Below are 25,557 nucleotides of genomic sequence, written 5' to 3'. Positions count from 1 at the left end.
TCGGGCGCGTTCATCGGGAACCCGCCAAGGTCAGTTCGGCCAGAGCGGCCGATGCAAGGAGTGCTTCGGTGCCACCGGTCGCTGCGGATCGGGCCCGGTTCTTGGCGTGCTGGTGCATGATCCACCCCGTGGTGCCCGGGTGGTCGATCGACAGCACGTTCCGCAGGCGCAGGGCCTCCGTGTAGTCGTGGAGGCGCTTCGCGGCGATCATGGCGGCCAGCGCCTCGTCGTCGTACCGTTCGAGCAGCTCTCGAGCCGCCCGCTGCACCCGCTGCATGACGAAGAAGTCCTCGGTGAGGATGAGCGTGCGGACACTCGCCTGCACGAGCGGGTGCGACGGGTCGTCGACGCCGGGCGTGCGGGACATCGCGACCTCCTGGGCGAGCTTCAGCACCGTGTAGCTCGTGAGGAGCGCGTAGACGTCCTGCGGGTCGGCCGCGGGCTCGCCGAGTCCGGGGGCGCGACCGCCGCGGACCGGCCGGCGGTCGCGGTAGTCGAGCTTGAAGGTGCGCAGCTGCTGTGCCGCGAGGGCCGCGCCGAGCTCGTCGAGGAGTTCCTTCCGGCTCTTGGCCGCGAGGATCGCGTCGCTGTCCTGATAGAGGAGCAGCGCGCGCGGCATGCCGAACACGAACTGGTGCCTGGCCGTGTCCCAGTCGGCGAGCAACCGGGAAGCGAGCGGCGAGCCGGTCGCCTCGACGTGCCACTGCAGCAGCAGGAGCACGGCGGCCTCGTGGAACGCCGCCTGCTCGCCCTCGGTGATCGATCCGAGGAGGAGGGAGTCCGCGCTGACCTTGCTCGGCAGTTCGCCCCGCGGGTCGTACTGGTAGACGAAGCCACCGCTCATCCCGTTGCCGAAGCCGATCCCGAAGCCGCCGAGGTTCAGCACGGCGCCGTTGGTCATGTACTCGCAGGCGTAGTCGCCGACGCCCTCGACGACCGCGGTGGCGCCCGAGTTGCGGACGGCGAAGCGGTCGCCGGCCTCGCCCTGGACGAAGGTGCGTCCACCGGTCGCCCCGAAGAGCGCGAAGTTGCCGATGAGGACGTTGCCACCGTCCTCCGAGCTGCCGCCGCCGGGGGAGAGGATCGCGATGGTGCCGCCGGATGCGCTCTTCCCGACGCCGTCGTTGCAGGTGCCGGTGTGTCGCCAGTGCAGGCCGTCGACGCAGAACGCCGCGTACGACTGCCCCGCGGAGTGCTCGGTGCGGATGGTCACGGTGTCGGCGGCGAGCGAACGGTGGCCGCGGTCGTCGGTGACGACGGAGGGGATCGCCGCCGCCTGGTCGTCGTCGAGCTCGTGGTTGAGGATGCGCTCGAGGTCGATCGCGAGCTGCCCGCCCACGGAACGCCAGCGGTTGCCGAGTCGGATCCCGCCGTCGGCGTCCTCGGCGCCCAGGTCGAGCGTCGTCCGGCCGTCGTCGAAGAGTCCTGCCCGTACCCGCTCGATGAGGGCGTCGTCGAGCGTGAAGTCCTTCTCCAGGTACACCGGGTCGGTGACGACGACCCCGGGGACGACCGCGAGCATGGCACGCAGGTCGAGGTCCGCGACGGCCGCCGGGTGGTCGACGAGGTGGAGGAGGTCGGTGCGACCGCGGGCTTCGCGAAGCGAGCGGAGGCCGAGGATGGCGAGCCGCTCGCGGACGTCGTGCGCGATGTTCAGGAGGTACTGCGCCAGCGCACGCGGGTCGCCGTCGAAGGTCTCCGGGTTGGTCGTGAGACCAGCCGGGCACTTCACGTTGCAGTTCTTCGCCATGACGCACTTGAGCATCATGAGCGCAGTGGTCCCGAACTCGAAGCTGTCGCCGCCGAGCAGGGCGGAGATGACGACGTCGCGACCGGTCTGGTGCGCGCCGGAGCAGCGCAGCGTGACCTTCGACCGCAGACCGTTCGCGCTGAGGGCCTGGTGGACCTCGGCGATGCCGATCTCGGCGCTGCGTCCGGCGTACTTGAGGCTCGTCACGGCGGCTGCGCCGGTACCGCCGGTGTTGCCGGCCACGTTGATGACGTCGGCACCGGCCTTGGCGACGCCGACGGCGATCGTGCCGATGCCCTCGGAGGAGACGAGCTTGACGACGACGCGGACCCGTGCGGCCTTGCAGTCGTGGATGAGCTGCGCGAGGTCCTCGATCGAGTAGGTGTCGTGGTGCGGCGGCGGCGAGACGAGCTCGATGCCGGGCGTGCCACCCCGGGCAGCCGCGATGTCCACCGTCACCTTGGGAGCCGGGAGCTGACCGCCCTCGCCGGGCTTGGCACCCTGGCCGATCTTGATCTCGAGCTCCTGCAGCATCGGGTCGGCGAGGTAACCGGCCCAGACACCGAAGCGCCCGGAGGCGAACTGCTTGATGCGCGAGCCGCGGATGGTGCCGTAGCGGGACAGGTGTTCGCCGCCCTCGCCACTGTTCGACATCCCGCCGACCATGTTGGTGCCGTGCGCGACCGCCTCGTGCGCGGTCGCCACGAGGGCGCCGTGGCTCATCGCCCCGGACGCGAGGGATCGGGTGATCTCGCTCGCCGGCTGGACGAGGTCGGTCGAGATGCTCTCGGCACCCTCGACGAGCATCGAGAAGTAGTCGTCGGCGGACCCCGTCGCCTCCACGATGAGGTCGCCACCGGAGATCCAGTGCCCCGTCACCTCGCCGCCGAAACGGTGGACGTAGTACTCGCCGAGCGCCGAGACCCGCGTGAGGTCGCCCGCGAGCGGTCCCGTGAGCTGCAGCCGGTGCCGCCCCTGCTCGGTCCGCGTCGCACGCAGGCCGCGGACGACGATCGAGGAGTTGCCGACGGGGCCGAGCCGGTCGAGCTCGCGCGCGAACTCCTCCGGGGTGGTCAGTCGGGTGATGTCCTCGGGCAGCACGAGCACGTCGCGGAGGGCCGCCGGGCGGCGGCGGCGCTCGGTCGTCATCGACTGGACGAAGGAGCGGTAGCCGGGCGTGATGGTGAAGGCGTCGATCTCGTCGTCGTCGAGGGCGTCGAAGGAGGTGTGCTGGTAGGCGTCGTCGTCGATCCCGAACGCGTCCTCCAGGTTCCCGATGGTGTGGAGGCGCAGCGGGTCGTCGCCGAGCGTGCCGCCGTCGCGGTCGACGGCCGTGGTGTCCGCTCGCGGCAGCTGCACGGGCTCCTCGGTGAGGTCGACGAAGCCGCGGACCGCGGTCGTCCCGTAGGAGTGGCCGGCGCCCTCGGCGCGTTCCTTGAACAGGCCGAGGAGCGGGACGTCCGCGTCGCTCGACGTCGTCAGGGCGCGCTGGTGCCAGGCGCTCGCCGTCCGGGCGATCCCGGCGAAGCCGACGCCGCCGACGGGGGCGCGGAGGTGCGGGAAGGCGCGCGCGAGCACGGGGTCGCTCGTGTCGAGGTAGTTCGGCTCGAAGAACTCACCGCCGATGTAGCTCTCGACGGTGCAGAGGCCGACCCGGCCCATGGTCTTCAGGAGCGACTTCTCGGCGGCGTAGGCGAACCGTCGGAACGCTGCTTCCACCTCGTCGGGGTGCTGCTGCTCGGCACGCAGACGGACCGCGAGCGGGTGGACCGCCGACGCGCCGAAGCCGAGGGCGGAGGCGACGTGGTGCGAGGACGGCAGCTGGCCGCTGTCGACCACGAGCGACACGCGGAGCCGGAGGCCGTCGTCGATGAGTCGCTGATTGACGGCCGCCACGACGAGGATGAGCGGCAGGGCGGCACCCTCCGCGTGGACGCCGCGGTCGCTGAGGATGGCGATGCCGCCGTTCTCTGCGGCGAACCCGGCGACCGCTGCGGCCACGCGCTCGACGGCGGCCTCGAGCGCGTCGGCGTTCGCCTGCGCGTCCACCTCGGGCCGGTAGAGGATGTCGAACCACGCGGCCGGCGACTCGTGCTGAGCGCTGAGGCGCCGCAGTTCGTCCTCGCTGATGATGGGGGATCGGAGGACGAGCTGCTTCGTGCCGACCGTGCCGCTGCCGGGCTTCGGGCCGAGTGCGACCCGGAGGGTCATGCCGTCCGCCTCACGGATGCTGTCGAGCGGCGGGTTGGTCACCTGGGCGAAGCGCTGGGAGAAGTACTTCGCCAGGCCGCCCTCCTGGTCGGACAGGGCGTTGATGGCGTTGCCGTAGCCCATCGCCGAGATCCGCTCCTTGCCCGAGGCGAGCATCGGGTCCGTCATGAACCGGAAGCTCTCCTGGTTGAGGGAGTACGCGACGTAGCGCTGCACCTGGCTCAGCCCACCGCGGTAGGCGAACGCGTCGTCCGCCGAGGCCGTCGGTACCGACACCGGCACACCCCGGTCCTCGAGCGCGTCGAGGTCGGTGGCCGATGCGGCGAGCATCGCCGGGTAGTCCTTGCGCGCCGCGAGGAGTTCGAGCGCCTCGCCCGTGCGGAGGCGCGTGCCCGTGCGGTGGTCGTAGGCGAGCATGCCGCCGGCTTCGATGCGACCGCGATGGACCACCTCGTCGTCCGGGAACGGCAGCTGCCCGGCTTCGGAGGTGACGCAGAGGTAGTCGGCCGTCTCGACGCTGCGCAGCGGGCGCAGGCCGAGCCGGTCGAGCCGGGCGCCGACGGTCGTGCCGTCGTTGAAGATGAGCGCGGCCGGGCCGTCGTTCTTCTCCTCGACGAGCGAGAAGTACTCGAGCATCGCCCGAACCTCGCGGCTCAGGGTGCGATCGTTCTCCCAGGCCGGGGGCATGACGGACACGACCGCCTCGAGCAGTTCGAGTCCGTCCTCGACCACGCGGCTGTGCAGCGTCTGGTCGAGGCGCGAGCTGTCCGATTGGCCCCTGGCCCGGATGATCTTCCGGCCTCGCGATGCAGCCAGCGCCGTCTCGGACAGACGGTTCTTGCGGTCGGTGTTGAGCTCGCCGTTGTGCGCCATGAGGCGGAAGGGCTGCGCCATCGACGGGTGGGGAGCGGTGTTCGTCGAGAACCGGGTGTGGAAGGCGAGGGTCCTGACCCGGTGCAGGGGGTCGGCCAGGTCGGCGAAGTAGGGGATGACCTCGCCGGAGTTGAGGCGTCCCTTGAGGACCTGGGTGCGCGTGCTGAGCGACAGCGGGTAGAGGCCGTCGAGGGTGAGGTCCGTGTAGGCCGTCGCCTCGATCGCGAGCAGGGCCGCGTGTGCGCGCTGGTCGAGGTCCTCCGTGGAGGCGTTGTCCGAGGGCTCGAAGATCCACTGCCGGATCGGCAGTTGGTACTGCACGGCCTTCGGGCGCAGGACGGCGTCGACCGTCGGCACGGCACGGGCGAGCAGCACGGTGAAGCCGGCCTCGCCGAGCGAGCGTTCGATGAGCGCCTCGGCGTCACTGATCCGACCGTGGTCGACCGGGAGGAAGACGTTCGCGACGCCGAACCGCCCGGCGACGAGCGGCTTGCCGACGAGGGAGCTGAAGAAGTCGACCGAGAGGTCGATCTGCACGCCCGCTCCGTCGCCGACACCCTCGGAGGACATGCCGCCGCGGTGGGGGATGGCGCACAGGGCGGTGTCGCCGAGTGCGATGACGTCGTGGCTCTGCACGCCGTCCTTGCGGGTGATGAAACCGACGCCGCAGTCGCTCTTGTCGGTCTGGCGATCGACGAGGTCTGGCAGGGGCGACGGTGCGGCGGTGCGCGGGCGCGGTGGAACGGAAGACGAGATCACGACGGGGTACCCCTCGGAATGCGGGCGCTGGACGGCCCGGAGACGGTGAGATGACGGGACCGGATCTACGTCGCTGGAGGGAGGGTCCGTGTCGACGCGGGCGCTGGGTGCGGCGGCCGTCGTCTGCATGAATGGAGGTGTTCCGATACTAACCGGGCCGTCCCGCCCACTCAACCGTAACGAGCCGAACCGGGCCGTTCGGCGTAGGCTGGGTGTTTCCGGTACGCATGGGACACGCCGTGAGCGCTCCGGCAGCTCCCGTCGACGGCCCATCGTGCAGCGCCCGGATGCGCTGCGGGACGGCTCACGAGCCGGCCCCGTGGCGGATCGGATCGCGACCGGACGACCGATGTGCAGCCAGCTGCATGTTTTTCGGACCAGAATGGTGAGATGACGACAGAGCACACGGCTGCGACCGGTCGCGGCTTCGCGCACGCCAAGGCGATCCTGCTGGGCGAGCATGCCGTCGTGTACGGGTCTCCAGCCGTCGCCCTGCCCATCCCGTCGCTCCGGGTCGAGGCGACCGCCCGACGCATCGACGGAGCCTCGGTGCTCGACACCGAGATCTCGCTCGGCCCGCTCGACGCCTCCGATCCGCTCGGGACCACCGTCCTAGAGACCCTCGCGCACGTCGGTGCGGCACCGGCCGGTGTCGAGGTCGTCGTCCGCGGGACCCTGCCGATCGGCCGAGGCCTCGGTTCGAGTGCCGCGGCCGCCAACGCGATCGTCGACGCCGTCGCCGACCTGCACGGCGTGGCGCTCGACGACGCCGACCGGTTCGAGCTCGTGCAGCGCGGCGAACGCGTCGCCCACGGGACGCCCAGCGGTCTCGACGCCCGGGCCACGAGCGCCTCGACACCCATCCTCTTCACCGCCGGCCGCGTCGAGCATCCGCCGATCCGCTTCGGCGGCAGCTTCGTCGTGGCCGACACCGGTGCGCGCGGGTCGACCCGGAAGGCGGTCGCCGACGTCCGCGCCTTCGTCGAGCTGCACCCCGAGCGTGGTCGCGCGCTCCTGGCCGAGCTCGAACGCGGGACCGTGGCGGGCGTCGCCGACCTCGCCGCGGACCGCCGCGACGACCTCGGGACCCGCATGGACGCGGCGCAGGTCGTCCTCGACGAACTCGGCGCCGGCCACCCGGCCATCACCGCGCTCATCGCGGTCGCCGCGGGGAACGGCGCCCTCGGTGCGAAGCTGACGGGCGGCGGGCAGGGCGGATGCATCATCACCCTCGCCGCAGACCCCGCGTCAGCCCGACGCATCTCGCAAGCCCTCCTCGAGGCCGGAGCACTCGGCACCTGGACGATCGACGCGGAGGACTACGCGTGACCCTGACCCCGCAACAGCTCGCGACGACCGCCTCGGAGGAGGGCAGTGCGACCGCGCTCGCCAACCCCAACATCGCCCTCGTCAAGTACTGGGGCAAGCGGGACGAGGCGCTCATCCTCCCGTGGACCGGAAGCCTCTCACTGACCCTCGACGCAGCGCCCACGACGACGACGGTGCGACTGACGGACGCACACGACGACGTCGTGCTCCTCGGTGGACGACCCCTCGAGGGCACCGCCCGCTCCCGCGTCACGCGCTTCATCGACCTCGTGCGCGCGCTCGCCGGCCGGGACGAGCGCGTCGCCGTCGACTCCCACAACGAGATCCCCACGGGCGCCGGCCTCGCCTCCTCGGCCTCGGGCTTCGCTGCGCTGGCGCTCGCCGCATCGACCGCGTTCGGACTCGACCTCGACCGCCGTGCCCTCTCCCGGCTGGCCCGCCGTGGCTCGGGGTCGGCCTCGCGCTCGATCTTCGACGGGATCGCCGTCTGGCACGCCGGGCACGACGACGAGAGCTCCTTCGCCGAGGCGGTGCCCGCGCCCGGACTCGAGCTCGGCATGGTCCTCACCGTCCTCGACGCCCGGGCCAAGTCGGTCTCCAGTCGCGACGGCATGCGGCGCACGGTCGACACCTCCCCGTATTACCCCGCCTGGGTCGAACGCACCCCCGTCGAACTCGAGGAGATGCTCGCGGCGATCTCCCGCGCCGACTTCACCGCGGTGGGCACGATCGCCGAGCGGAACGCGATGCGGATGCACGCCACGATGCTCGGCGCCGAGCCGCCGGTCCGGTACTGGGGACCGGCGAGCGTGGAACTGCTCGATCTCGTCGCAAACCTCAGAGGCGACGGCCTCGAATGCTATGCGACGATGGACGCCGGCCCGAACGTGAAGATCCTGTGTCGAGCCGACGCGGTCGACGAGCTCGCGACTCGGATCCTCGAGGCGCAGCCCGACATCGGCGTCATCCCCGCCAGAGCCGGACGGGGCGCGAGGCTCATCACCTCGGAGCCCGGCGGATCGGCGGGCGAGCAGACAACGGAAGGAGCGCGATGATCGAGATCAAGGCGCCCGGCAAGCTCTTCGTGGCCGGCGAGTACGCCGTCGTCGAACCAGGGCACCCCTCCATCCTCGTCGCGGTCGACCGGTGCGTCACCGTCCGACTCGAGGCGAGCGAGCACGAGGGCCGCATCTTCTCCGACCAGTACGGCCGAGCGCCCATCATCTGGCGTCGCAACCGCAACGGGGTCGTCGTCGAGCACGAGGAACGCCCGCTCGACCACGTCCTCTCCGCCGTGAGCACGATGGAGACCCTCGTCGCCGAGCTCGGCGTCGCGCAGCGGTTCTCCGCGCTGTCCATCACGAGCGAGCTCGACGACGCGAGCGGCCGGAAGTTCGGCCTCGGCTCGAGCGCGGCCGTGACGACCGCCACCATCCGCGCCCTCGACGAGTTCTACCAGCTCGACCTCACCCGCACGCAGATGCTCAAGCTCGCGATCCTCGCCACCATCGACGTCGCGCCGGCAGCCTCCGGTGGCGACCTCGCGGCGAGCATGTTCGGCGGTTGGCTCCGCTACACCTCGCCCGATCGGGCCCGGCTGCGGGAGGTGCGCCACCGAGAAGGGGTGCTCGCCGCCCTCCGCGACCCCTGGGCCGAGCTGGGGCTCGAGCGACTGTCGCCGCCGACCTCGCTCCGGCTCCTCGTCGGATGGACCGGCGAGCCTGCCTCGACCACGCGTCTCGTCGACGAACTGCAGTCCCGCAAATGGGCGGAGACCGCCCACTACACCTCGTTCCTCGCGGCCAGTCGCGCCGCCGTCGACGCCCTCACGATCGGCTTGAACGACGAGGACCCTGCCCTCGTGCTCGGTGCCGTGCGCTCCGCGCGCGCGACGCTCGCCGGTCTCGGCCGCGACGCCGGTGTCGACATCGAGACCGCCGCGCTCGCGCAACTCTGCGACGCCGCCGAGCGCCTCGGCGGGGCGGCCAAGTCCTCCGGTGCCGGTGGTGGCGACTGCGGGATCGCGTTCATCGGCCAGTCCGTCTCCACCGCCGCCCTCGAGGACGACTGGTCGGCCCACGGCATCGAGCGGCTCCCGCTCACGGTGCACCCGCCGACCGGACTCATCGACGCCGCCCACAGCCCGTGGGGGCCGTCGGAGATCAGCCGCACCGACGACGACGCGGTCGAATCCATCAGATCCACCTACGCTCGTGCCTTCGCCGAGCAGCACGACGTCCTCCGGGGCGGAACGGAACCCCACGCATGAGCAACGAACCCGACGGCGTCGCACCGGTCCCACTCAAGTGGATCGGCCCGCTCCATCTGAGCGGCAACGTCATGGAGGGCGAGCAGGAGGTCCCGCTCGCCACCTACGAGAGCCCGCTCTGGCCGTCGGTCCGTCGGGGCGCCCGCATCTCCTCCATGGTCCCCGGCGGCATCCGCGCGACGCTCGTCGACGAGCGGATGAGCCGCTCCGTCCTGTTCGAGGTCGACTCGGCCGGCGACGCCCTGCAGGCGCTCCGCGAGATCGAGCGCAGCCTGCCCGAGCTGCAGGCCGTCGTCGCCCAGTCGAGTCACTTCGCCGAACTCATCGAGATCAACTCGCAGATCGCCGGCAACCTGCTCTTCCTGCGCCTCGAGTTCCGCACCGGTGACGCGTCCGGCCACAACATGGTCACGCTCGCGGCGGACCGTCTCATGCCGTACATCATGGAGCGTTGGCCGATGCTCCGCTACGGCTCGATCTCCGGCAACTTCTGCTCCGACAAGAAAGCGACCGCGGTCAACGGCATCCTGGGTCGCGGCAAGAACGTCGTCACCGAGATGACGATCCCGCGGGCGATCGTCGAGCGGTTCCTGCACACGACGCCCGAGCAGATCGTGCAGCTGAACGTGCGCAAGAACCTCGTCGGGACGATCCTCGCCGGCGGCCTGCGCAGCGCGAACGCCCACTACGCCAACATGCTGCTCGCGTTCTACCTGGCGACCGGCCAGGACGCGGCGAACATCGTCGAGGGCTCGCAGGGCGTCACACACGCCGAGGTGCACGACGGCGACCTCTACTTCTCCTGCACCCTGCCGAACCTCATCGTCGGCACGGTCGGCAACGGCAAGGGGCTCGGCTTCGTCGAGGAGAACCTCACCCGCCTCGGGTGCCGCGAGGACCGTGAACCCGGCGCCAACGCCCGGCGACTCGCCGTCCTGTGCGCTGCCGCCGTCTGGTGTGGCGAACTGTCACTCCTCGCCGCGCAGACCAACCCCGGTGAGCTCATGGCCGCCCACCTGAAGCTCGAACGCAGCGCGCAGACCGCAGCCGGCGCGCCCGCCTGACCCTCCCACCGCACCGGGGGACCGGTGCATCGTCGACGCTCGAACGGAGCACCCCGCACGTGAACACCAACCAGACCAGCAGCCCCGCCGTCGGCATCGACGACATCGCCTTCGCGACCGGGGCGAACCGCATCGACCTCGCCGAGCTCGCCGGGCGCTTCGGTGTCGAACCCGCCAAGTACTACGTCGGTCTCGGCCAGAGCGAGATGAGCGTCCCGGCCGCCGACGAGGACATCGTGACGATGGCTGCCGCCGCTGCCGCACCCATCATCGAACGGCACGGCAGCGACCGCCTGCGGACCGTCCTGTTCGCCACCGAGTCCGGCATCGACCAGTCGAAGTCCGCGGGCGTCTACGTGCACCGGCTGCTCGGCCTGCCGCAGGCGGTCCGCGTGGTCGAGCTCAAGCAGGCCTGCTACTCGGCCACCGCGGCGCTGCAGTTCGCGGCTGCGCTCGTCGCGCGGAACCCCGAGGAGACCGTGCTCGTGATCGCGAGCGACATCGCGCGGTACGAACTGCACTCCAACGCCGAGCCGACGCAGGGCGCCGGGGCCGTCGCCATGCTCGTGGCCGCCGATCCGGCCATCCTCGAGCTCGAGACCGCGACCGGCGTCTACACGCAGGACGTCATGGACTTCTGGCGCCCGAACCACAGCGCGACGGCGATCGTCGACGGCAAGCTGTCCATCTCCGCCTACCAGGACGCCATCGAGGGGGCCTGGGCGGACTACCGGTCACGCGGCGGAGCGGACTTCTCCGAGGTCGACCACTTCTGCTACCACCAGCCGTTCACGAAGATGGCGATCAAGGCGCACCGGCACCTGGCCAAGTCGCTCGGCTCCGAGCGCACCCAGGAGGAGTTGGACGCACAGATCGAGCCGACGACCGGGTACAACCGCCGGATCGGGAACAGCTACACGGCCTCCGTGTACCTCGCGCTGCTCGCGCTGCTCGACGGCGACGACGACCTCACCGGTCGGCGCATCGCGTTCCTCAGCTACGGCTCGGGTGCGGTCGCGGAGTGCTTCAGCGGCATCGTGCGTCCGGGCTACCGCTCGGCTCTGCGGAGCGACGCGAACCGCGCGCAGCTCGATGCCAGGACGGTCGTCGACGACGCCCGCTACCTGCAGCTCCTCGAGGATGCGGCGTCGGCCGACGTCCACGACTCCGACCGCCCTCGCGAGACCGGTGCGCCGTTCCGTTTCGCGGGCGTCATCGGCGACCGTCGGCAGTACGAGCCCACCTCCGCTTGACCGCTCCCGCGCCCGAGCTCTCCTGGGTGGTCGCCGGCGCGGTGCGCTGAGCGCGGGTCTCCGGAGGGGCGCGCTCACGCGTGTGCCCTGCGGTCGTGCCGGTTCCGCCGCGCTCGTGTCAGCGCACCGCGCCGACGCCGGGTTCGACACCCTCGCGTCAGCGCACCGCGCTGGCACTCCACCCGATCGGGGACTGGTCACCCTCGGGAGGTGGCGGCTCGGATCCGGTCGACGAGGAACGGGCCCAGGGTCCGCGACCAGGTGGCCGTGATGTGGTGCAGATCGCGATAGACGAGCACGTTCCCGACGGCGAGCGGACAGGTCCCGGCGGCGCAGTACAGCTCGCCGAGATCCACGACCGGCACCGCGCCATCGGTCATCGCCGCCGTGGCGGTGTTCAGGTCGAACGTCGGGTACGCCTCGGCCACGGGGAAGGCGCACGCCCCCGCGATGAGCTCGGCGGCGCTCGTGCGGTCGACGCAGGCCGCGGCCTCGGTCGGCACGCGGGGATTGTCCCGCAGCACCACGATCGACGTCCCCTGCTCGAGCACCGGTCTCCACGCCGCGAGCGTCGCGCTACGGATCGCGGCCTGTTCGGCCACCGAGGTCTCGTCCGGACTCTTGGAGGTCACCAGGATGATGTCGTACGGCCGCTCACCCGTGAACGCCTCCTGCATGAGCGTCCGCCGGGCGTCGCAGGCCGCCGAGTCGTCGGGTCCCGGTGCCCGCCACTCGCAGCCCTTGCCGACGTACACGTCGAGTCGCCAGTTGCGTGCCTCGAGCTGGTCGACGAGTCCGGGGATGAGCATCGTGGCGTGCGAGTTCCCGGTGAGCGCGACCCGCGTGGCGTCCGGGCGCTCGGAACCGAAGGTGCAGCCGGGGAAGTCCGGTGCGTCGGCCGCCGCGGAGCACCGGAAGGTGTCGCCGGTGTCCTCGGTCCGCACCGACAGCGGCGGCAGGAGTTCGTCCGCCAACGCCGGATTGGTGCAGCCCGACACGGCCGCATCGGCACCGAAACACGGTTCGCCGTCCGCGACGTAGGCGTCCACGGTGCTCGCGAGGGTGCGTTGCTCGGTAGCGACGGTGAGCAACCCCGCGGTCGGGATGCAGAGCACGAGTGCGGTCGCCGCGCCCGCCAGCAGGACGGTCCGTGCGGAGCGTGCGTGCGCGAAGACGGGGGTTCGTCGCACAGGGTCCTCGACGAACCGTTTCGTCAGCGCGGCGAGGATCACGGCGACGACCAGGAGTGCGGCAGCGACCGCCCACCCGAGCGGGTCGCCGAGCGCGACGGGCACGCCGAGCACCCACGGCGCGACCACGATGAGCGGCCAGTGCCACAGATACAGCGAATAGGAGAGATCGCCGAGGAGGAGCGACGCACGTGTGCGCGCAAGGGTCGTCACGGACCACCGGTGGGTCGACGACCCACCGACGATCACGAGGAGCGTCCCGAGGACCGGGAGGGCGGCGGCGATCCCGGGGAACGCCGTCCGCTCGGTGAAGGCGACCAGGGCGACCGCCAGGAGGACGACACCGAGGACGCCGGAGACCGTTCGCCACCGGGTGCGGTGCACGACCACGACCGGCCCGAGGAGCGCGAGCAGACCGCCGGCCGCGAACTCCCAGGCACGGGTCGGCGTGGCGAAGTACGCCGGAGCCGGGTCCGCCGCCGTGTACAGGATCGAGCACAGGAGTGAGGTGGCACCGATGATCCCGAGCGCAACACCGAGGGTGCGGCGGAGGTCCGACGGTCGACGCCGGGTGAGCCACACGCACAGCACGACGACGAGCGGCCAGCCGAGGTAGAACTGCTCTTCGACGGAGAGTGACCAGAAGTGCTGGACCGGTGACGCGGCGCTGCCCTGTGCGAGATAGTCCACGGAGCTCCCTGCCAGGAACCAGTTCTCCCAGGAGGTCGCGCTCGCCACGGTCTCGGTGAAGAACTGCGTCCAGGCGCTCGGCGGGGCCAGCCGCCAGATCAGGACGGCGGTGACGGCGAGGACGAGCAGAGCGGCCGGCAGGAGTCGCCGGATCCTGCGGGCCCAGAACGCCGGGAGGTCGACGCGGCCCGTCTCGTCGGCCTGGCGTGCGAGGTGGCTCGTGATCAGATAGCCACTGACGACGAAGAACACGTCGACGCCGACGTACCCGCCGGGCAGGAGGCTCGACGACAGGTGGAAGACCACGACGGACAGGACGGCGATCGCGCGGAGCAACTGGATGTCAGGCTGCGTGCGCGGAACCGCTCCGAGGAGGGGAGACACGTCGGTCCGGTCCTGCACCTGCCTCACGCGCCCTCCTCCGCCCTCCGGGTCGACGGACGGCGGGCTCAGCGTAGGGAACGCCGGTGACGCACTCGTGGACGGCAGATGACGGGTTCGCATCGGCTCCCGGTGTCGCGCGGCGGACGACCGAAGGCCGGGTCAGCCGACGTTCGCGCCGAAGAGCAGGCCGAGCACGTAGGTCGCCGCAGCAGCGCCGTACCCGATCGCGAGTTGTCGCAGTGCCCGGCGAAGCGGTGGCCCCCCGGAGAGCAGCCCGACGACGGCGCCGGTGCCGAGCAGGGCCACCCCGACGAGGAGCGCGGCGACCACCAATGCAGCGACACCCTGCAGCCCGAACAGGTAGGGCAGGACCGGGATGACGGCGCCCGACGCGAAGAAGCAGAAGCTCGAGAGCGCGGCACCGAGCCCGGTCCCGATGGCTTCGTGCTCCATCGCCGTCCGGGCCTCGCGCTGGTAGGTGCCGGCGCCGACGCGGGCCAGGACGTCCGCTGCTTGGGCCTCGGCTTCGCCGACCTCCATGCCGCGTGCCCGGTAGACGAGCGCGAGTTCGTTCGCGTCGACGTCGAGGTGGGGGAGGGCGTCGTCGGCCGCCGGGTTGGGGCTGGACGCCTCGAGCAGTTCCCGCTGCGACCGCACCGAGACGTACTCGCCGGCCCCCATCGACAGCGCGCCCGCCAGGAGGCCCGCGAGCCCGGCGGCGAGGACGACGCCGTTGCCGACGCCGGTGGCGCTCATGCCGATGACGAGCGCGAGGTTCGAGACGAGTCCGTCGTTCGCTCCGAACACGGCCGCCCGGAAGGTTCCGGACAGGCGGTTGCGTCCTCGGGCGGCCAGGCCCCGGACGACCTCCTCGTGGATCTGCTCGTCGGCGGCCATGCGCTCGGTGGCCGCCCGTTCGGTCGCGTAGGGCGAGCGTGACTCGGCGCGCTGGACGAGCGCCAGGACGAAGACTGATCCGAACCGCCTCGCGAGCCAGCCGAGCAGCCTGGTCCGCAGGTCACCGCGTTGCGGCTTGCCGACGTCGTCCCCGAGCAGGGCGATCCAGTGCGACTCGTGGCGTTTCTCGGCCTCCGCGAGCGCGAGCAGGATGTCGCGCTCCTCACCGCTCCGCCGCCCGGCGAGATCCCGGTAGACGGCGGCCTCGGCGCGTTCGTCGGCGAGGTACCCGCGCCACCGCCGCAGCTCGCGCTGGCTGGGCGGCTCGTGGCGTGCTGCGGATCCGTCCGCGGTCGACGTGCTCATCCGCCGATTGTCCCAGACACCTGTCGACCGGTGCGCTGCGCGGTACCGAGGTGTCCCCGGACTGGGGGCTCCTGGGCGAGGGCTTGTCCGCCAGCTGCGGTGCGTCCTGAGCCGATCTTCAGGCACCGCGATCTACGATGGTGCTCATGCCCGAGAACTCCGCCCCGTCCCGTGACGCCCCGCCGCTCGTCGGCGTCGTGATGGGCTCGGACTCCGACTGGAACGTCATGAGCGACGCGGCGCAGGTGCTCCGCGACTTCGGCGTGCCATTCGAGGTCGAGGTGCTGTCGGCCCACCGCACGCCCGAGAAGATGATCGCCTACGGCAAGGCCGCCTACGGCCGTGGCGTCAAGGTCGTCATCGCCGGTGCCGGTGGAGCGGCGCACCTTCCCGGGATGCTCGCCTCCGTCACCACGCTCCCGGTCGTCGGCGTCCCGGTGCCGCTCTCCCGCCTCGACGGCCTCGACTCGCTCCTGTCGATCGTGCAGATGCCCGCGGGCGTGCCGGTCGCGACCGTGTCGATCGGCGGCGCGAAGAACGCCGCGCTGATCGCCGTCAAGATCCTCGCCACGGCCGACGACGCCCTGCACCAGGCGCTCGTCGCCTACGCCGCGGGCCTCGCCGACTCCGTCGAGGAGAAGAACCGGAACCTCAAAGCGCAGCTATGACGAGTGCAGCCACCGCCGCGAAGCCGATGCGGTATCCCGACACCCGTTCGCGCGAGGTGATGACGAAGCGCGCCTGGTGGCTGGTCCTGCTCAACCTGCTGATCCCCGGCTCCGCGCAGGTGCTCGCCGGGAACCGGAAGCTCGGTCGGTTCGGCCTCGGGTTCACCCTCTTCCTCTGGCTGCTCGTCGTCGTCGGCGTTGCCCTCATGTTCCTCGCCCGCGAGGTGCTCTTCACCCTCGCGACGAATCCGATCGCCCTCACCGTCGCGCAGATCCTCCTCGCCGCCTACGCGATCCTGTGGATCGTGTTGACGCTCGACACCCTGCGGCTCGTGCGCCTCGTGAAGGCCTCGCCGAACGCCAGGCTCGGTGTGGCGCTGTTCACGACCCTCGCCATGGTGCTGGTGGCCGGTGGGGCCGGCTACGGAGCGGTGGTCGCAGGCGCCACCCGCGGGTCGATCTCCTCCATCTTCGGCAACACCGGCCCGTCGGAGCCGCCGGTCGACGGCTACTACAACATCCTGCTGCTCGGTGGCGATGCAGGTCCCGACCGCGACGGCATGCGGCCGGACAGCATGTCGGTCGTCAGCATCAACGCCGAGACCGGGCAGGCGACGACCATGTCGATGCCGCGTGACCTCGTCGACATCCCGTTCCCCGAGGGCAGCGAGATGGCGTCCCTCTATCCGGACGGCTACGACGACTCCTGCGACGTCGACGTCTGTCAGCTCAACTCGATCTACACCGAGATCGAGCTGAAGAACCCCGAACTGTTCCCGAAGGCGACGGCTGAGGCGAGCGAGCCCGGCATCGAGGCGATGAAGCAGGCAGCCGAAGGCATCACCGGGCTGCACATCCAGTGGTACGTCCTCATCGACATGTACGGCTTCGCCACGCTGATCGACACGCTCGGTGGCGTCGACATCGACGTCAAGGAGCGACTGCCGATGGACGGCGACGCCGACCTCGAGAACGTCACGAAGTGGATCGAACCCGGCGAGCAGCACATGGACGGCTGGACCGCGCTCATGTACGCCCGGTCGCGGCACTCGACGAGCGACTACGACCGCATGGAGCGCCAGCACATCCTCCAGACGGCGATGCTCAAGCAGTTCAACCCGGCGAACGTCCTCGCGCGCTTCCAGGACGTCGCAGCCGCGGGAGGCGACGTCGTCAAGACCGATGTGCCCCAGGGCATGCTCGGCTACTTCGTGAACCTCGCGCTCAAGACGCGCGAGCTGCCGATCAACTCCCTGCAGTTCGTTCCGCCGACGATCGACCCGGAAGAGCCCGACTACACGCTCATCCACCAGATGGTGCAGGATCAGCTGTTCCCGCCGTCGCCGAGTCCGGAGCCGGACGCCGGCTGAGGCCGCTCTGAGAGGTCGTCCGTCCGGCTCGGCGTCGGTGTCAGATCTCCGCGTGCAGCTGCCAGACGCGTTCGGCGGAGTCGCGCCAACTGAAGGCCTGCTCGCGGTCCATGCCGAGGATGCGCAGGCGGGCGAGGCGTTCGCTGTCGCCGATGACGTCGTTGATGGTGGCGATGAGTCGATCGGCGTACCCCTTGGCACCGGACTCGACCACGACGCCGGCGCCGCCGCCGACCTCGACGAGCGCCGGGACGTCGGAGTGGATGACGGGCGTGCCGAAGCGGAACGCCTCGACGAGTGGGAGCCCGAACCCCTCGGCGAGACTCGGGTAGATGAAGGCGGTCGCGCGGTCGAGGACGACGGCGAGGTCGGCGTCGTCGAGGAACCCGAGCGCACGCACGCGACCCTCCGGCAGCCCGGCCTCGTCGGCGACCTGCGCGAGGGTGACGTCGCCCCAGCTGTCCGTGCCGACGATGAGCAGGGGGAGGTCGGGTGCACCGGGTCGTCCGAGGCCGGTGATGAGTTCCGTGATGCCGCGACGGGGGTCGAGTGAGCCGACCGACACGAGGTACTCGGCGGGGAGGTCGAGCGTCCGTGCTCGACCGTCGGCGTCGGTCGGGATGGTGAGCGTGGTCGCGGCGGCCCCGCCGATGACGCGGACGCGGTCGCCGAGATCGACGATGTCGCGCAGTTCGTCGGCGACGGCGTGCGTCGGGACCACGATGGCGTCCGCGTGCTTCCGCGCCCGCTTGACCATCGCCTTCTGCCACGCCACCGACATCGGTGTCAGTGACGACGGGTGCGACCAGGCGAGCGTGTCGTGGATGGTGACGACGATCTGGTTGCCGTCGTTGATGCGGTCGTGGCGGTTGAGCGGGGCGAGCAGGCCCGGGGCGTGCACCATGCCGTTCGCGGTGCCGGGCGCGACGATGCCGAGCTGCCAGGCGGCACTGAGCTCGCGGCGCGGGAGCGTGGTGCGATGCAGCGTCGCCAGTCCGGGGAGCTTGGACTCGAGGAGGTCGATCTTCTCCTTCGATACCGCCGAGACGATGCCCTCGACGTCGCATCCCACCGGGGCGCTCGCGATGAGCTCACGGGTGAGTTCCTCGGAGTAACGACCGACCCCGCCGGCGACCGGCGCGACGATCTGGTCGACGACGACGCGCAGGGTGGTCACGGCGCCGTGACGACGCCGTGCTGCGTCGCTGCCTCGAAGGCCTCCCGCCAGTCACGCATCGGGGCGAGACCGGCGGTGGCCCAGGCGTCGTGGCCGAGCACCGAGTAGGCGGGGCGCGGCGCGGGGCGGACGAACGCCGAGCTGTCGGTGGGGGAGACACGGGCCGGGTCCGCGCCGACCGCCGCGAAGACCGCCTGGGCGAACTCGTACCAGGAGGCCTGTCCGGCGTTGGTGCCGTGGTAGACCCCGGCAGGAGCGTCGGCGTCGAGCAGCGCGACGATCTGCGCGGCGAGGTCGGCGGTCCACGTGGGCTGACCCAGCTGGTCGGTCACGACGGCCGGGTCGACGCCGTTCGCCGCGAGCTTCGCCATGGTGGCGGCGAAGTTCGGTCCGTTCTTGCCGTACAGCCATGCCGTCCGCACGATGTAGCCGCCGTTCGGGTGCTCGGCGAGGACGGCGCGCTCCCCGTCGGCCTTCGTCCGGCCGTACGCGCTGATCGGGGCGAGCTCGTGGTCCTCCTGGTACGGCGAGGTCGCGGAGCCGTCGAAGACGTAGTCGGTCGACACCTGGACGAGCTTCGCGCCGGCCTCCCGAGCGGCGATCGCGAGGTTGCGGGCCCCGATGGCGTTCACGGCCGCGGCGTCTGCTTCGTGCGACTCGGCGTCGTCCACCTTCGTGTAGGCGGCGGCGTTGATGACGGCCGAGTGCCCTGCGACGGCGGAACGGACGGCCTCGAGGTCGGTCACGTCGAGCTCGGCGCGACCGAGGGCGGTGACCTCGCGACCCGTCAGGGCCTCCTGCAGGTCGTGGCCGAGCATGCCGGAAGCGCCGGTGATCAGGTACGTCAAGATAGGGGTCCTCTCGGGAGTGGCCCGTTCATCGTACCCGGCTCGGGCAGGGCGGAACCTGTCGGTGCCTGAGTCGCCGGTGGCTCCTCGAACAGCGTTCGCTGGGCCTCCTCAACGCGAGCGAGGTTGGCCAGGCCGTCCGCCCGATGGTGTCCGTAGACCCAGAAGCGGTAGAGGAAGAAACGGAAGAGGGTTCCGAGGCCGAGCCCGATGACGTTCGAGGCCAGGTTGTCGGCGAGCAGCGAGGTGAAGCCGAGGACGTAGTGGCTGACGTAGAGACACCCGACGGCGATGGCCATGCCACCCAGGGAGACGATCACGTACTCGCCGAGTTCCAGGACGAAGTTCTTCCGGCGATGCTCGCGGAAGGTCCAGTACCGGTTGCCGATCCAGTTGAAGACGATGGCGACCGAGACACTGATGACCTTGGCGCCGAGGGGGGACTGCGCGAGGTGGTCGTGTCCGAAGACGCCGACGCGCAGCAGGTTGAACACGAGCACATCGAGGCCGAAGCCGATCAGCCCGACGACGCCGAACTTCACCGCGTACGCGGAGACACCGTTCCAGAGGCGGCGGAGCAGAGGGATCATGGCGGGCCGTTCTGTGCGCGGACACTCGATTATGCCTGAGACAACCGGTGACGGAACCGCGGAATACTGTCGCCGAGCGCCGACTTGGTAGACTCCCCGGGTGCAGATCCGCGAACTGAACGTCCCCGACAGCTATGAGATCACGCCGAAGCAGTTCGGCGACGACCGAGGCGTGTTCCTCGAGTGGTACCGCTTCGACAAGCTCGAAGAGGCCTCCGGTCGGTCGATCAAGCTGGCCCAGTCCAACACCTCGGTGTCGAAGCGCGGCTCGGTGCGCGGCATCCACTTCGCCGACATCCCGATCGGGCAGGCGAAGTACGTCACGGCCACCCGCGGTGCCGTCCTCGACTACGTCATCGACATCCGCGTGGGCTCACCGACCTTCGGCCAGTGGGACTCAGTGCTGCTCGACGACACCGACCGCAAGGCGATCTTCATCTCCGAGGGCCTCGGCCACTGCTTCGTCGCCCTGACCGACGACGCCACCGTCAGCTACCTCGTGACCGACGTGTACCGTCCCGACCGCGAGCACGGCATCAACCCGCTCGACGAGCGGATCGGTCTCGTCATCCCACCGGAGGCCGGCACGCCTCTGCTCTCACCGAAGGACACCGAGGCCCCCGGTCTCGACGAGGCGGCCGCCGCCGGCCTCCTGCCGACCTGGGACGACGCCCGGGCGTTCTACGCGACCTTGAAGGGGAACTGACGATGCGCGGCATCATTCTCGCCGGTGGATCCGGCACGCGTCTCTGGCCGATCACCAAGGGCATCTCCAAGCAGCTCATGCCCATCTACGACAAGCCGATGATCTACTACCCCCTGTCGACGCTCATGATGGCGGGGATCAAGGAGATCCTCATCATCACCACCCCGGAGTACAACGAGCAGTTCCGGGCGCTCCTCGGCAACGGCGACGACCTCGGCATCCGCCTCGAGTACGCCGTCCAGCCGTCTCCGGACGGCCTTGCGCAGGCGTTCATCATCGGTGAGGAGTTCATCGGAGACGAGAGCGTCGCCCTGGTCCTCGGCGACAACATCTTCCACGGCACCGGCCTCGGTTCAGCTCTCCGCAGTCACAACGACATCGACGGCGCGCTCATCTTCGCCTACCAGGTCGCCGATCCGAAGGCCTACGGCGTCGTCGAGTTCGACGACGACTTCAAAGCGCTTTCCATCGAGGAGAAGCCCGCGCAGCCGAAGAGCAACTATGCGGTGCCCGGACTGTACTTCTACGACAACTCGATCGTCGAGATCGCCAAGACGATCGAGCCCTCCGCCCGAGGCGAGCTCGAGATCTCGACGGTCAACGAGCGCTATCTGGAGCGCGGCACCCTGCAGGTCCAGGTGCTCGACCGTGGCACCGCCTGGCTCGACACCGGCACCTTCGAGTCGATGATGCAGGCGTCCGAGTACGTGCGTGTGATCGAAGACCGCCAGGGCTTCAAGGTCGGCTGCATCGAGGAGATCGCGTGGCGTGCCGGTTGGATCGACGATGAGCAGCTCGCAGCCCTCGCCGCTCCGCTGGTGAAGAGCGGTTACGGTCGCTACCTGCAGACGCTGCTGGCCCAGCAGGCCTGACCGTGTCGCCTCTCAGCTCGCGGCTGACGGCGGTACGCACCCGCGCCGCCCGTGTCAGGACCCGTGCCGCCCGCCTCCTCCGGTTCTTCAAGGACCTCGGTCCGAAGGCCTTCCTCGGTCGGGTGTTCAGCAAGCTCTCGACCCAACTGAGCCTGCAGAACGCCGGCGGGGAGATGCTCGTCAACCTCGAGCACGCCGCAGCCGTCGACTGGACGGTGCCCGGCGAACGCTTCGCGAACCCGGTGACCGCCGCCGACGGCCCGGTCCGCATGGCCTGGATCATGTCGCCTCCGGGAGCCGAGAGCGGCGGCCACCAGAACCTGTTCCGGTTCATCGACTTCGCTGAACGGGCAGGTCACCACTGCACGATCTACCTCTACGACAATCTGCACCTGACGCCGAGTCTCGACGCGACGAAGCAGATGCTCGCCGCTTCGAAGTCGTACCCGGATCTCAAGGCCGACATCCGGATGTACGACGCCTCCGTCGGCGTGGATGCGGACACCCAGGCGTTGTTCGCCACCGGCTGGGAGACCGCCTACGCCTCCTACCTCGATCGCTCGACGGCGAAGCGCTTCTACTTCGTGCAGGACTTCGAGCCGTACTTCTATGCGATCGGCTCGGAGTACATCCTCGCGGAGAACACCTACCGCTTCGGATTCCACGGCATCACGGCCGGCGGGTGGCTGGCCCACAAGCTCAGCACCGAGTACGGCATGGCATGTGACTCCTTCGACTTCTCGGTCGACACCTCGCTCTACCGGATCACGAACGAGCGTCCACGGAACGAGATCTTCTTCTACGCACGCCCGGTCACCTCGCGGCGCGCGTTCGAGCTCGGCGTCCTCGCGCTGAAGGACTTCTCGGAGCTGAAGCCGGATGTCACCATCAACCTGGCCGGTTGGGACGTCTCCGGATGGGACTTGCCGTTCGCGTACAAGAACCACTCCAGCATGCAGCTGGCCGAGCTCAACGAGCTCTACAACCGCTGTGCTGCGGGGCTCGTGTTGTCGCTGACCAACATGTCGCTGCTCCCGCTCGAGTTGATCTCGAGCGGCGTCGCCCCGGTCGTGAACGACGGTCCGAACAACCGCATGGTGTCGGACAACCCGTTCATCGAATACGTGCCTCCGGTGCCCATGGCGCTCGCTCGTACGCTCGCCGGCGTCTTCGACCGGCCGGATGCGACCGCTCGTGGTCTGGCCATGTCCGCCTCGGTCGCCGGTGCAAGCTGGAGCGACTCGGGTGACGCGTTCGTGTCGGCAGTCGAACGGGTCATGCGTGGCTAAGGCACTGGTCATCGGTGCGAACGGGTTCATCGGTTCGCACCTCGTCGACGCGCTCGACGGTGCCGGCCACGAGGTGACCGCGTTCGACCGGTTCAGCTCGGGCACGACGACCTTCAGCTCCGAGCGGGCCCGAGTGCTGACCGGGGAGTTCCTCAGTCGGAGCGACCTCGAGGAAGCCGTCCGAGGTCAGGAACTCGTGTTCCATTTCCTGTCGACGACCACGCCGGCGACGGCGGAGAGCGATCCGACGCTGGACGTCCGCACCAACATCGCCCAGACGATCGAGCTCCTCGAGTCGAGTGTCGCCGCGGGTGTCGGCCGATTCGTGTTCGCATCGACCGGCGGGGCGATCTACGGGCAGCAGGGTCAGGACGTCTACTCGGAGACGGACCAGGCGCTCCCGATCTCGCCCTACGGCATCGGCAAGCTCGCGATCGAGCACTACCTCGACTACTTCCGGGCGAAGCACGGTCTGGCCTCGACGGCCCTGCGGGTGTCGAACCCCTACGGCACACGCCAGCGTCCGAACCGCAAGCAGGGGCTCATCCCGATCGCGCTGAGACAGATCGCTCTCGGCCGGCCGATCCAACAGTTCGGCGACGGGTCGATGGTCCGCGATTACGTCTACGTCGAGGATCTCGTACGGATGATCCTGCCGGTGGTTGCGACCACGCCGGAGCACTCCACCTACAACCTCGGCAGCGGCATCGGGTTCTCCGTGTCCGAGGTGTTCGCCTCCTTGCGCCGCGTCACCGGCGTCGACTTCGCGATCGAACGCCTGCCGCAACCGAAGACGTTCGTCGATCGGGTCGTCCTGGACGTCTCCCGGTACGAGGGCGAGTTCGGTCGGCCGCAGTCGCCGACCTCACTCGACGACGGCGTCCGCGCGCTCTGGGCCGAACTGGGACGGGACGCCGGCTGACAGGGTCCGGCTCGAAGGGTCTCGTCGGGGACCGCAGCGTGGCGTCTCTCCGGTGCTGGTCCGCTCGATACCCTCAGAGGACGACATCCCCGAGCGGAAGGCCCCGAGATGCCAGAGACGACCGGGGCCCGACACGTCGGTCCGAGACCACGACGCAGAACCTCGGTCGCGATCGGCGCGGTCGTCGCCATCGCGGTGGGCTCGACTGCCCTCGGTGCCGTCCCCGCGGCCGTGGCCGAGGCTCCGCAACCGGCTCCGACGGGCGCCTACGTCTCTGCACCGTCCGTCGCACCGGATGGCGCGTTCACCGTGGACTTCATCGGCGAGACCGCCGAGTGCGGTGACGGCGGTGACGCGTTCTCCCAGAGCTGGGCGTTCGTCGACGCCGCAGCATCGACACCGCTGCCGTCGCCCTCGGAGGCGAATTCAGCGCTCGGCGTGACCTCGCGGGACGGTCAGATGTCGGCGTCGATCCCCGATGGTACGGCCGGATCCCTGCAGCTCACGTGCACACCCTCGGGAGGTGGCGCAGCACAGACCATCTCCCTACCGCTGACGGTCCGTTCGGGCCCGACGGCGACCAGGTGGAGTTGGAGCATCACGGGCCCCGTCGGGGCGGGAGCCGTGGTGACCGCCAGCGCGTTCGGCTTCACGCCTGGTGAGCAGGTGACGGCCTCGATCACGAACGTCACGCGGGGACTCGCGTCGGGCGGCGACCTGTCCGGTGCGGTCGCTGCACCTGTCGGGGCGACGGTCGACGGATCGGGTGCGGTGACGGTCGACATCGTCGTTCCGAGCGGCTGGGTTCCCGGGGACGACCTGGACCTCTCGATCGCGGGCGCCACCAGCCGGTTCCGCCTCGCGTCCGGTCCGGGCACCCCGATGCCACTCAGCTCGACGGAGGCGCTCTCGACGAGCGGGGCGGTCTTCTCGGGAGGCGACCTCGTCGTCCGGGCAGGAGGGTTCGCACCGGCGGAGACGGTCACCTTCTCCGTGCACCCGTCGACGGGTTCCGCTGAGCAGGTCGGAGCGCTGGTCGCCGATGCGGGCGGCGGGGTCGCGGGGACGCTTCGACTGCCGGCCGACGCTCCCGCCGGCGTGCAACGACTCTGGGGGGTGAGCGGGTCCGACGACGGACGACTGGTCTCCGCCGCGCTGACCGTGGCCGCTTCGCCGGAGGTCGTCCGGATCTCGGGGGAGGACCGCTACCAGACCGCGGTCGCGACGGCGCAGGCGTTCGCTCCGTTCGACACGGGTACCGGAACCGTCTACCTGACGTCGGGGAACACCTTCCCGGACGCGCTGGGAGCCGGAGCCCTCGCCGCCTCGATCGGTGCGCCGGTCCTCCTGACGGCACCGGAGGCCCTGCCGGACGCGGTGCGGGCGGAGCTGCTCAGATTGCGTCCTGCGACGGTGAAGGTGGTCGGTGGGACGTCGGCCGTGTCCGACGCGGTCCTCAGCCAGGTCACGGGGCTCGCATTCGCACACGGTACGACCCGCATCGGTGGGTCGGACCGGTTCGAGACGAACCGGCTGCTCATCGCGGACGCGCTGCGTAGCGCCTCGACGGTCTACCTCGCGATCGGGTCCAACTTCCCGGACGCACTCGCCGCCGGCCCGGCCGCAGCCAGTCTGGGAGGTGCCGTGGTCCTCGTCGACGGTGGTGCGTCGACCGTGGACGCTGCGACGCTCCGGATGATCGCCGGGCTCGGGGTCCGCGACGTCAGACTCGTGGGCGGGCGTGCGGCGATGAGCGCCGGTATCCAGTCGCAGTTGGAACACCTCTACCCGGGCAAGGTGACGCGGTATGCGGGAGCCGACCGCTACGACACGGCCGCGCAGATCGTGGCCGCCGCGTGGCCGGGCGCCGTCGATCAGGTGCTGTTGGCCTCGGGGGCGAACTTCCCCGACGCACTCGCAGCCGGCGCGTTGGGTGTACCGATGCTCACGAGCGGGTCCACCTGTGTGTCGTCTTCCGTACTCGACCGCCTTGCGGCGTTGCAGCCCAAGACGGTGTCGGTGGTCGGCGGGACCACGGCACTCACGCCGGCGGTGGCGGCACTGAAGCGCTGCTGACCCC

At 70.3% G+C, this 25,557-nt stretch carries 18 protein-coding genes; 12 read left to right on the top strand and 6 right to left on the bottom strand.

What is annotated here, in order from left to right; all coding sequences use genetic code 11:
• Positions 1-10 precede the first annotated feature (10 nt).
• Positions 11-5,593, bottom strand: a complete 5,583-nt coding sequence (locus tag EAO79_RS16945) for a glutamate synthase-related protein (protein ID WP_241160916.1) — start codon at positions 5,591-5,593, stop codon at positions 11-13.
• A gap of 390 nt (positions 5,594-5,983) precedes the next feature.
• Between EAO79_RS16945 and mvk the strand changes: the two genes are divergently transcribed.
• From mvk to EAO79_RS16920, 5 genes are read left to right on the top strand one after another with little or no spacing between them, the layout of a single operon-like run.
• On the top strand, positions 5,984-6,922 hold the full coding sequence (mvk, locus tag EAO79_RS16940) for a mevalonate kinase (protein WP_079707312.1): 939 nt from the start codon (positions 5,984-5,986) through the stop codon (positions 6,920-6,922).
• A complete protein-coding gene (gene mvaD / locus EAO79_RS16935; RefSeq protein ID WP_241160915.1) occupies positions 6,919-7,977 on the top strand; it encodes a diphosphomevalonate decarboxylase in 1,059 nt (352 codons plus the stop codon). The genes mvk and mvaD overlap by 4 nt, the downstream gene beginning before the upstream one ends.
• The gene (locus EAO79_RS16930; RefSeq protein ID WP_071262515.1) at positions 7,974-9,191 is read left to right on the top strand and encodes a phosphomevalonate kinase; all 1,218 of its coding nucleotides are present in this window, start codon (positions 7,974-7,976) and stop codon (positions 9,189-9,191) included. Before mvaD ends, EAO79_RS16930 begins: the two co-directional genes overlap by 4 nt.
• Positions 9,188-10,255: a hydroxymethylglutaryl-CoA reductase gene (locus EAO79_RS16925; protein ID WP_079002857.1), complete on the top strand. Its 1,068-nt coding sequence runs from the start codon at positions 9,188-9,190 to the stop codon at positions 10,253-10,255. Before EAO79_RS16930 ends, EAO79_RS16925 begins: the two co-directional genes overlap by 4 nt.
• A gap of 59 nt (positions 10,256-10,314) precedes the next feature.
• Positions 10,315-11,508 carry a hydroxymethylglutaryl-CoA synthase gene (locus tag EAO79_RS16920; RefSeq protein ID WP_124769694.1) on the top strand — a complete coding sequence of 398 codons (1,194 nt, stop codon included), beginning with the start codon at positions 10,315-10,317 and terminating at the stop codon, positions 11,506-11,508.
• 197 nt (positions 11,509-11,705) lie between these two features.
• Here EAO79_RS16920 and EAO79_RS16915 read toward each other — a convergent pair whose 3' ends face one another.
• Both EAO79_RS16915 and EAO79_RS16910 read right to left on the bottom strand, forming a co-directional pair.
• A complete protein-coding gene (locus EAO79_RS16915; RefSeq protein WP_164486972.1) occupies positions 11,706-13,799 on the bottom strand; it encodes an acyltransferase family protein in 2,094 nt (697 codons plus the stop codon).
• Positions 13,800-13,931: 132 nt separating this feature from the next.
• Positions 13,932-15,035 (bottom strand): VIT1/CCC1 family protein, encoded by a 1,104-nt coding sequence (locus tag EAO79_RS16910; protein ID WP_124769692.1) that lies wholly within the window; start codon positions 15,033-15,035, stop codon positions 13,932-13,934.
• A 146-nt stretch (positions 15,036-15,181) separates the two neighbouring features.
• Between EAO79_RS16910 and purE the strand changes: the two genes are divergently transcribed.
• Complete coding sequence (gene purE / locus EAO79_RS16905) at positions 15,182-15,703, top strand: 5-(carboxyamino)imidazole ribonucleotide mutase (RefSeq protein ID WP_371413652.1); 522 nt, start codon at positions 15,182-15,184, stop codon at positions 15,701-15,703.
• Positions 15,700-17,073, top strand: coding sequence for an LCP family protein (locus EAO79_RS16900; RefSeq protein ID WP_236555507.1), 1,374 nt, complete (start codon positions 15,700-15,702; stop codon positions 17,071-17,073). Before purE ends, EAO79_RS16900 begins: the two co-directional genes overlap by 4 nt.
• A gap of 40 nt (positions 17,074-17,113) precedes the next feature.
• On the opposite strand, the gene EAO79_RS16895 is transcribed toward EAO79_RS16900, so the two are convergent.
• The 3 genes from EAO79_RS16895 to EAO79_RS16885 are packed head-to-tail and all read right to left on the bottom strand — an operon-like array spanning position 17,114 to position 19,688.
• Positions 17,114-18,250 (bottom strand): glycosyltransferase family 1 protein, encoded by a 1,137-nt coding sequence (locus EAO79_RS16895; protein WP_124769690.1) that lies wholly within the window; start codon positions 18,248-18,250, stop codon positions 17,114-17,116.
• Complete coding sequence (gene rfbD / locus EAO79_RS16890; protein ID WP_124769689.1) at positions 18,247-19,098, bottom strand: dTDP-4-dehydrorhamnose reductase; 852 nt, start codon at positions 19,096-19,098, stop codon at positions 18,247-18,249. The genes EAO79_RS16895 and rfbD overlap by 4 nt, the downstream gene beginning before the upstream one ends.
• The gene (locus tag EAO79_RS16885) at positions 19,095-19,688 is read right to left on the bottom strand and encodes a GtrA family protein (protein ID WP_124769688.1); all 594 of its coding nucleotides are present in this window, start codon (positions 19,686-19,688) and stop codon (positions 19,095-19,097) included. Before EAO79_RS16885 ends, rfbD begins: the two co-directional genes overlap by 4 nt.
• A gap of 100 nt (positions 19,689-19,788) precedes the next feature.
• On the opposite strand from EAO79_RS16885, the gene EAO79_RS16880 reads away from it, so the two are divergent.
• The 5 genes from EAO79_RS16880 to EAO79_RS16860 all read left to right on the top strand — a co-directional run bounded on the left by EAO79_RS16880 (position 19,789) and on the right by EAO79_RS16860 (position 25,553).
• Complete coding sequence (locus EAO79_RS16880; RefSeq protein WP_124769687.1) at positions 19,789-20,394, top strand: dTDP-4-dehydrorhamnose 3,5-epimerase family protein; 606 nt, start codon at positions 19,789-19,791, stop codon at positions 20,392-20,394.
• A 2-nt stretch (positions 20,395-20,396) separates the two neighbouring features.
• Complete coding sequence (rfbA, locus tag EAO79_RS16875; RefSeq protein ID WP_079707304.1) at positions 20,397-21,266, top strand: glucose-1-phosphate thymidylyltransferase RfbA; 870 nt, start codon at positions 20,397-20,399, stop codon at positions 21,264-21,266.
• A gap of 2 nt (positions 21,267-21,268) precedes the next feature.
• Positions 21,269-22,555, top strand: coding sequence for a glycosyltransferase family 1 protein (locus EAO79_RS16870; protein WP_206428249.1), 1,287 nt, complete (start codon positions 21,269-21,271; stop codon positions 22,553-22,555).
• Positions 22,548-23,477 carry an NAD-dependent epimerase/dehydratase family protein gene (locus EAO79_RS16865; RefSeq protein ID WP_079707303.1) on the top strand — a complete coding sequence of 310 codons (930 nt, stop codon included), beginning with the start codon at positions 22,548-22,550 and terminating at the stop codon, positions 23,475-23,477. The genes EAO79_RS16870 and EAO79_RS16865 overlap by 8 nt, the downstream gene beginning before the upstream one ends.
• A 108-nt stretch (positions 23,478-23,585) precedes the next feature.
• The gene (locus EAO79_RS16860; protein ID WP_124769686.1) at positions 23,586-25,553 is read left to right on the top strand and encodes a cell wall-binding repeat-containing protein; all 1,968 of its coding nucleotides are present in this window, start codon (positions 23,586-23,588) and stop codon (positions 25,551-25,553) included.
• Positions 25,554-25,557: the final 4 nt, after the last annotated feature.

Source organism: Plantibacter sp. PA-3-X8, assembly GCF_003856975.1.
Lineage (GTDB): Bacteria > Actinomycetota > Actinomycetes > Actinomycetales > Microbacteriaceae > Plantibacter > Plantibacter auratus.
Note: the sequence above shows the minus strand (reverse complement) of the source record. Positions and strands in the feature narration are given on the sequence as shown.

Bases quoted from the DNA above. Each gene is read 5' to 3' on its own strand.
- mvk (WP_079707312.1), top strand. From the start codon at position 5,984: ATGACGACAGAGCACACGGCTGCGACCGGTCGCGGCTTCGCGCACGCC.
- EAO79_RS16930 (WP_071262515.1), top strand. From the start codon at position 7,974: ATGATCGAGATCAAGGCGCCCGGCAAGCTCTTCGTGGCCGGCGAGTAC.
- EAO79_RS16925 (WP_079002857.1), top strand. From the start codon at position 9,188: ATGAGCAACGAACCCGACGGCGTCGCACCGGTCCCACTCAAGTGGATC.
- EAO79_RS16910 (WP_124769692.1), bottom strand. From the start codon at position 15,035: ATGAGCACGTCGACCGCGGACGGATCCGCAGCACGCCACGAGCCGCCC.
- purE (WP_371413652.1), top strand. From the start codon at position 15,182: ATGCCCGAGAACTCCGCCCCGTCCCGTGACGCCCCGCCGCTCGTCGGC.
- EAO79_RS16900 (WP_236555507.1), top strand. From the start codon at position 15,700: ATGACGAGTGCAGCCACCGCCGCGAAGCCGATGCGGTATCCCGACACC.
- EAO79_RS16885 (WP_124769688.1), bottom strand. From the start codon at position 19,688: ATGATCCCTCTGCTCCGCCGCCTCTGGAACGGTGTCTCCGCGTACGCG.
- rfbA (WP_079707304.1), top strand. From the start codon at position 20,397: ATGCGCGGCATCATTCTCGCCGGTGGATCCGGCACGCGTCTCTGGCCG.
- EAO79_RS16860 (WP_124769686.1), top strand. From the start codon at position 23,586: ATGCCAGAGACGACCGGGGCCCGACACGTCGGTCCGAGACCACGACGC.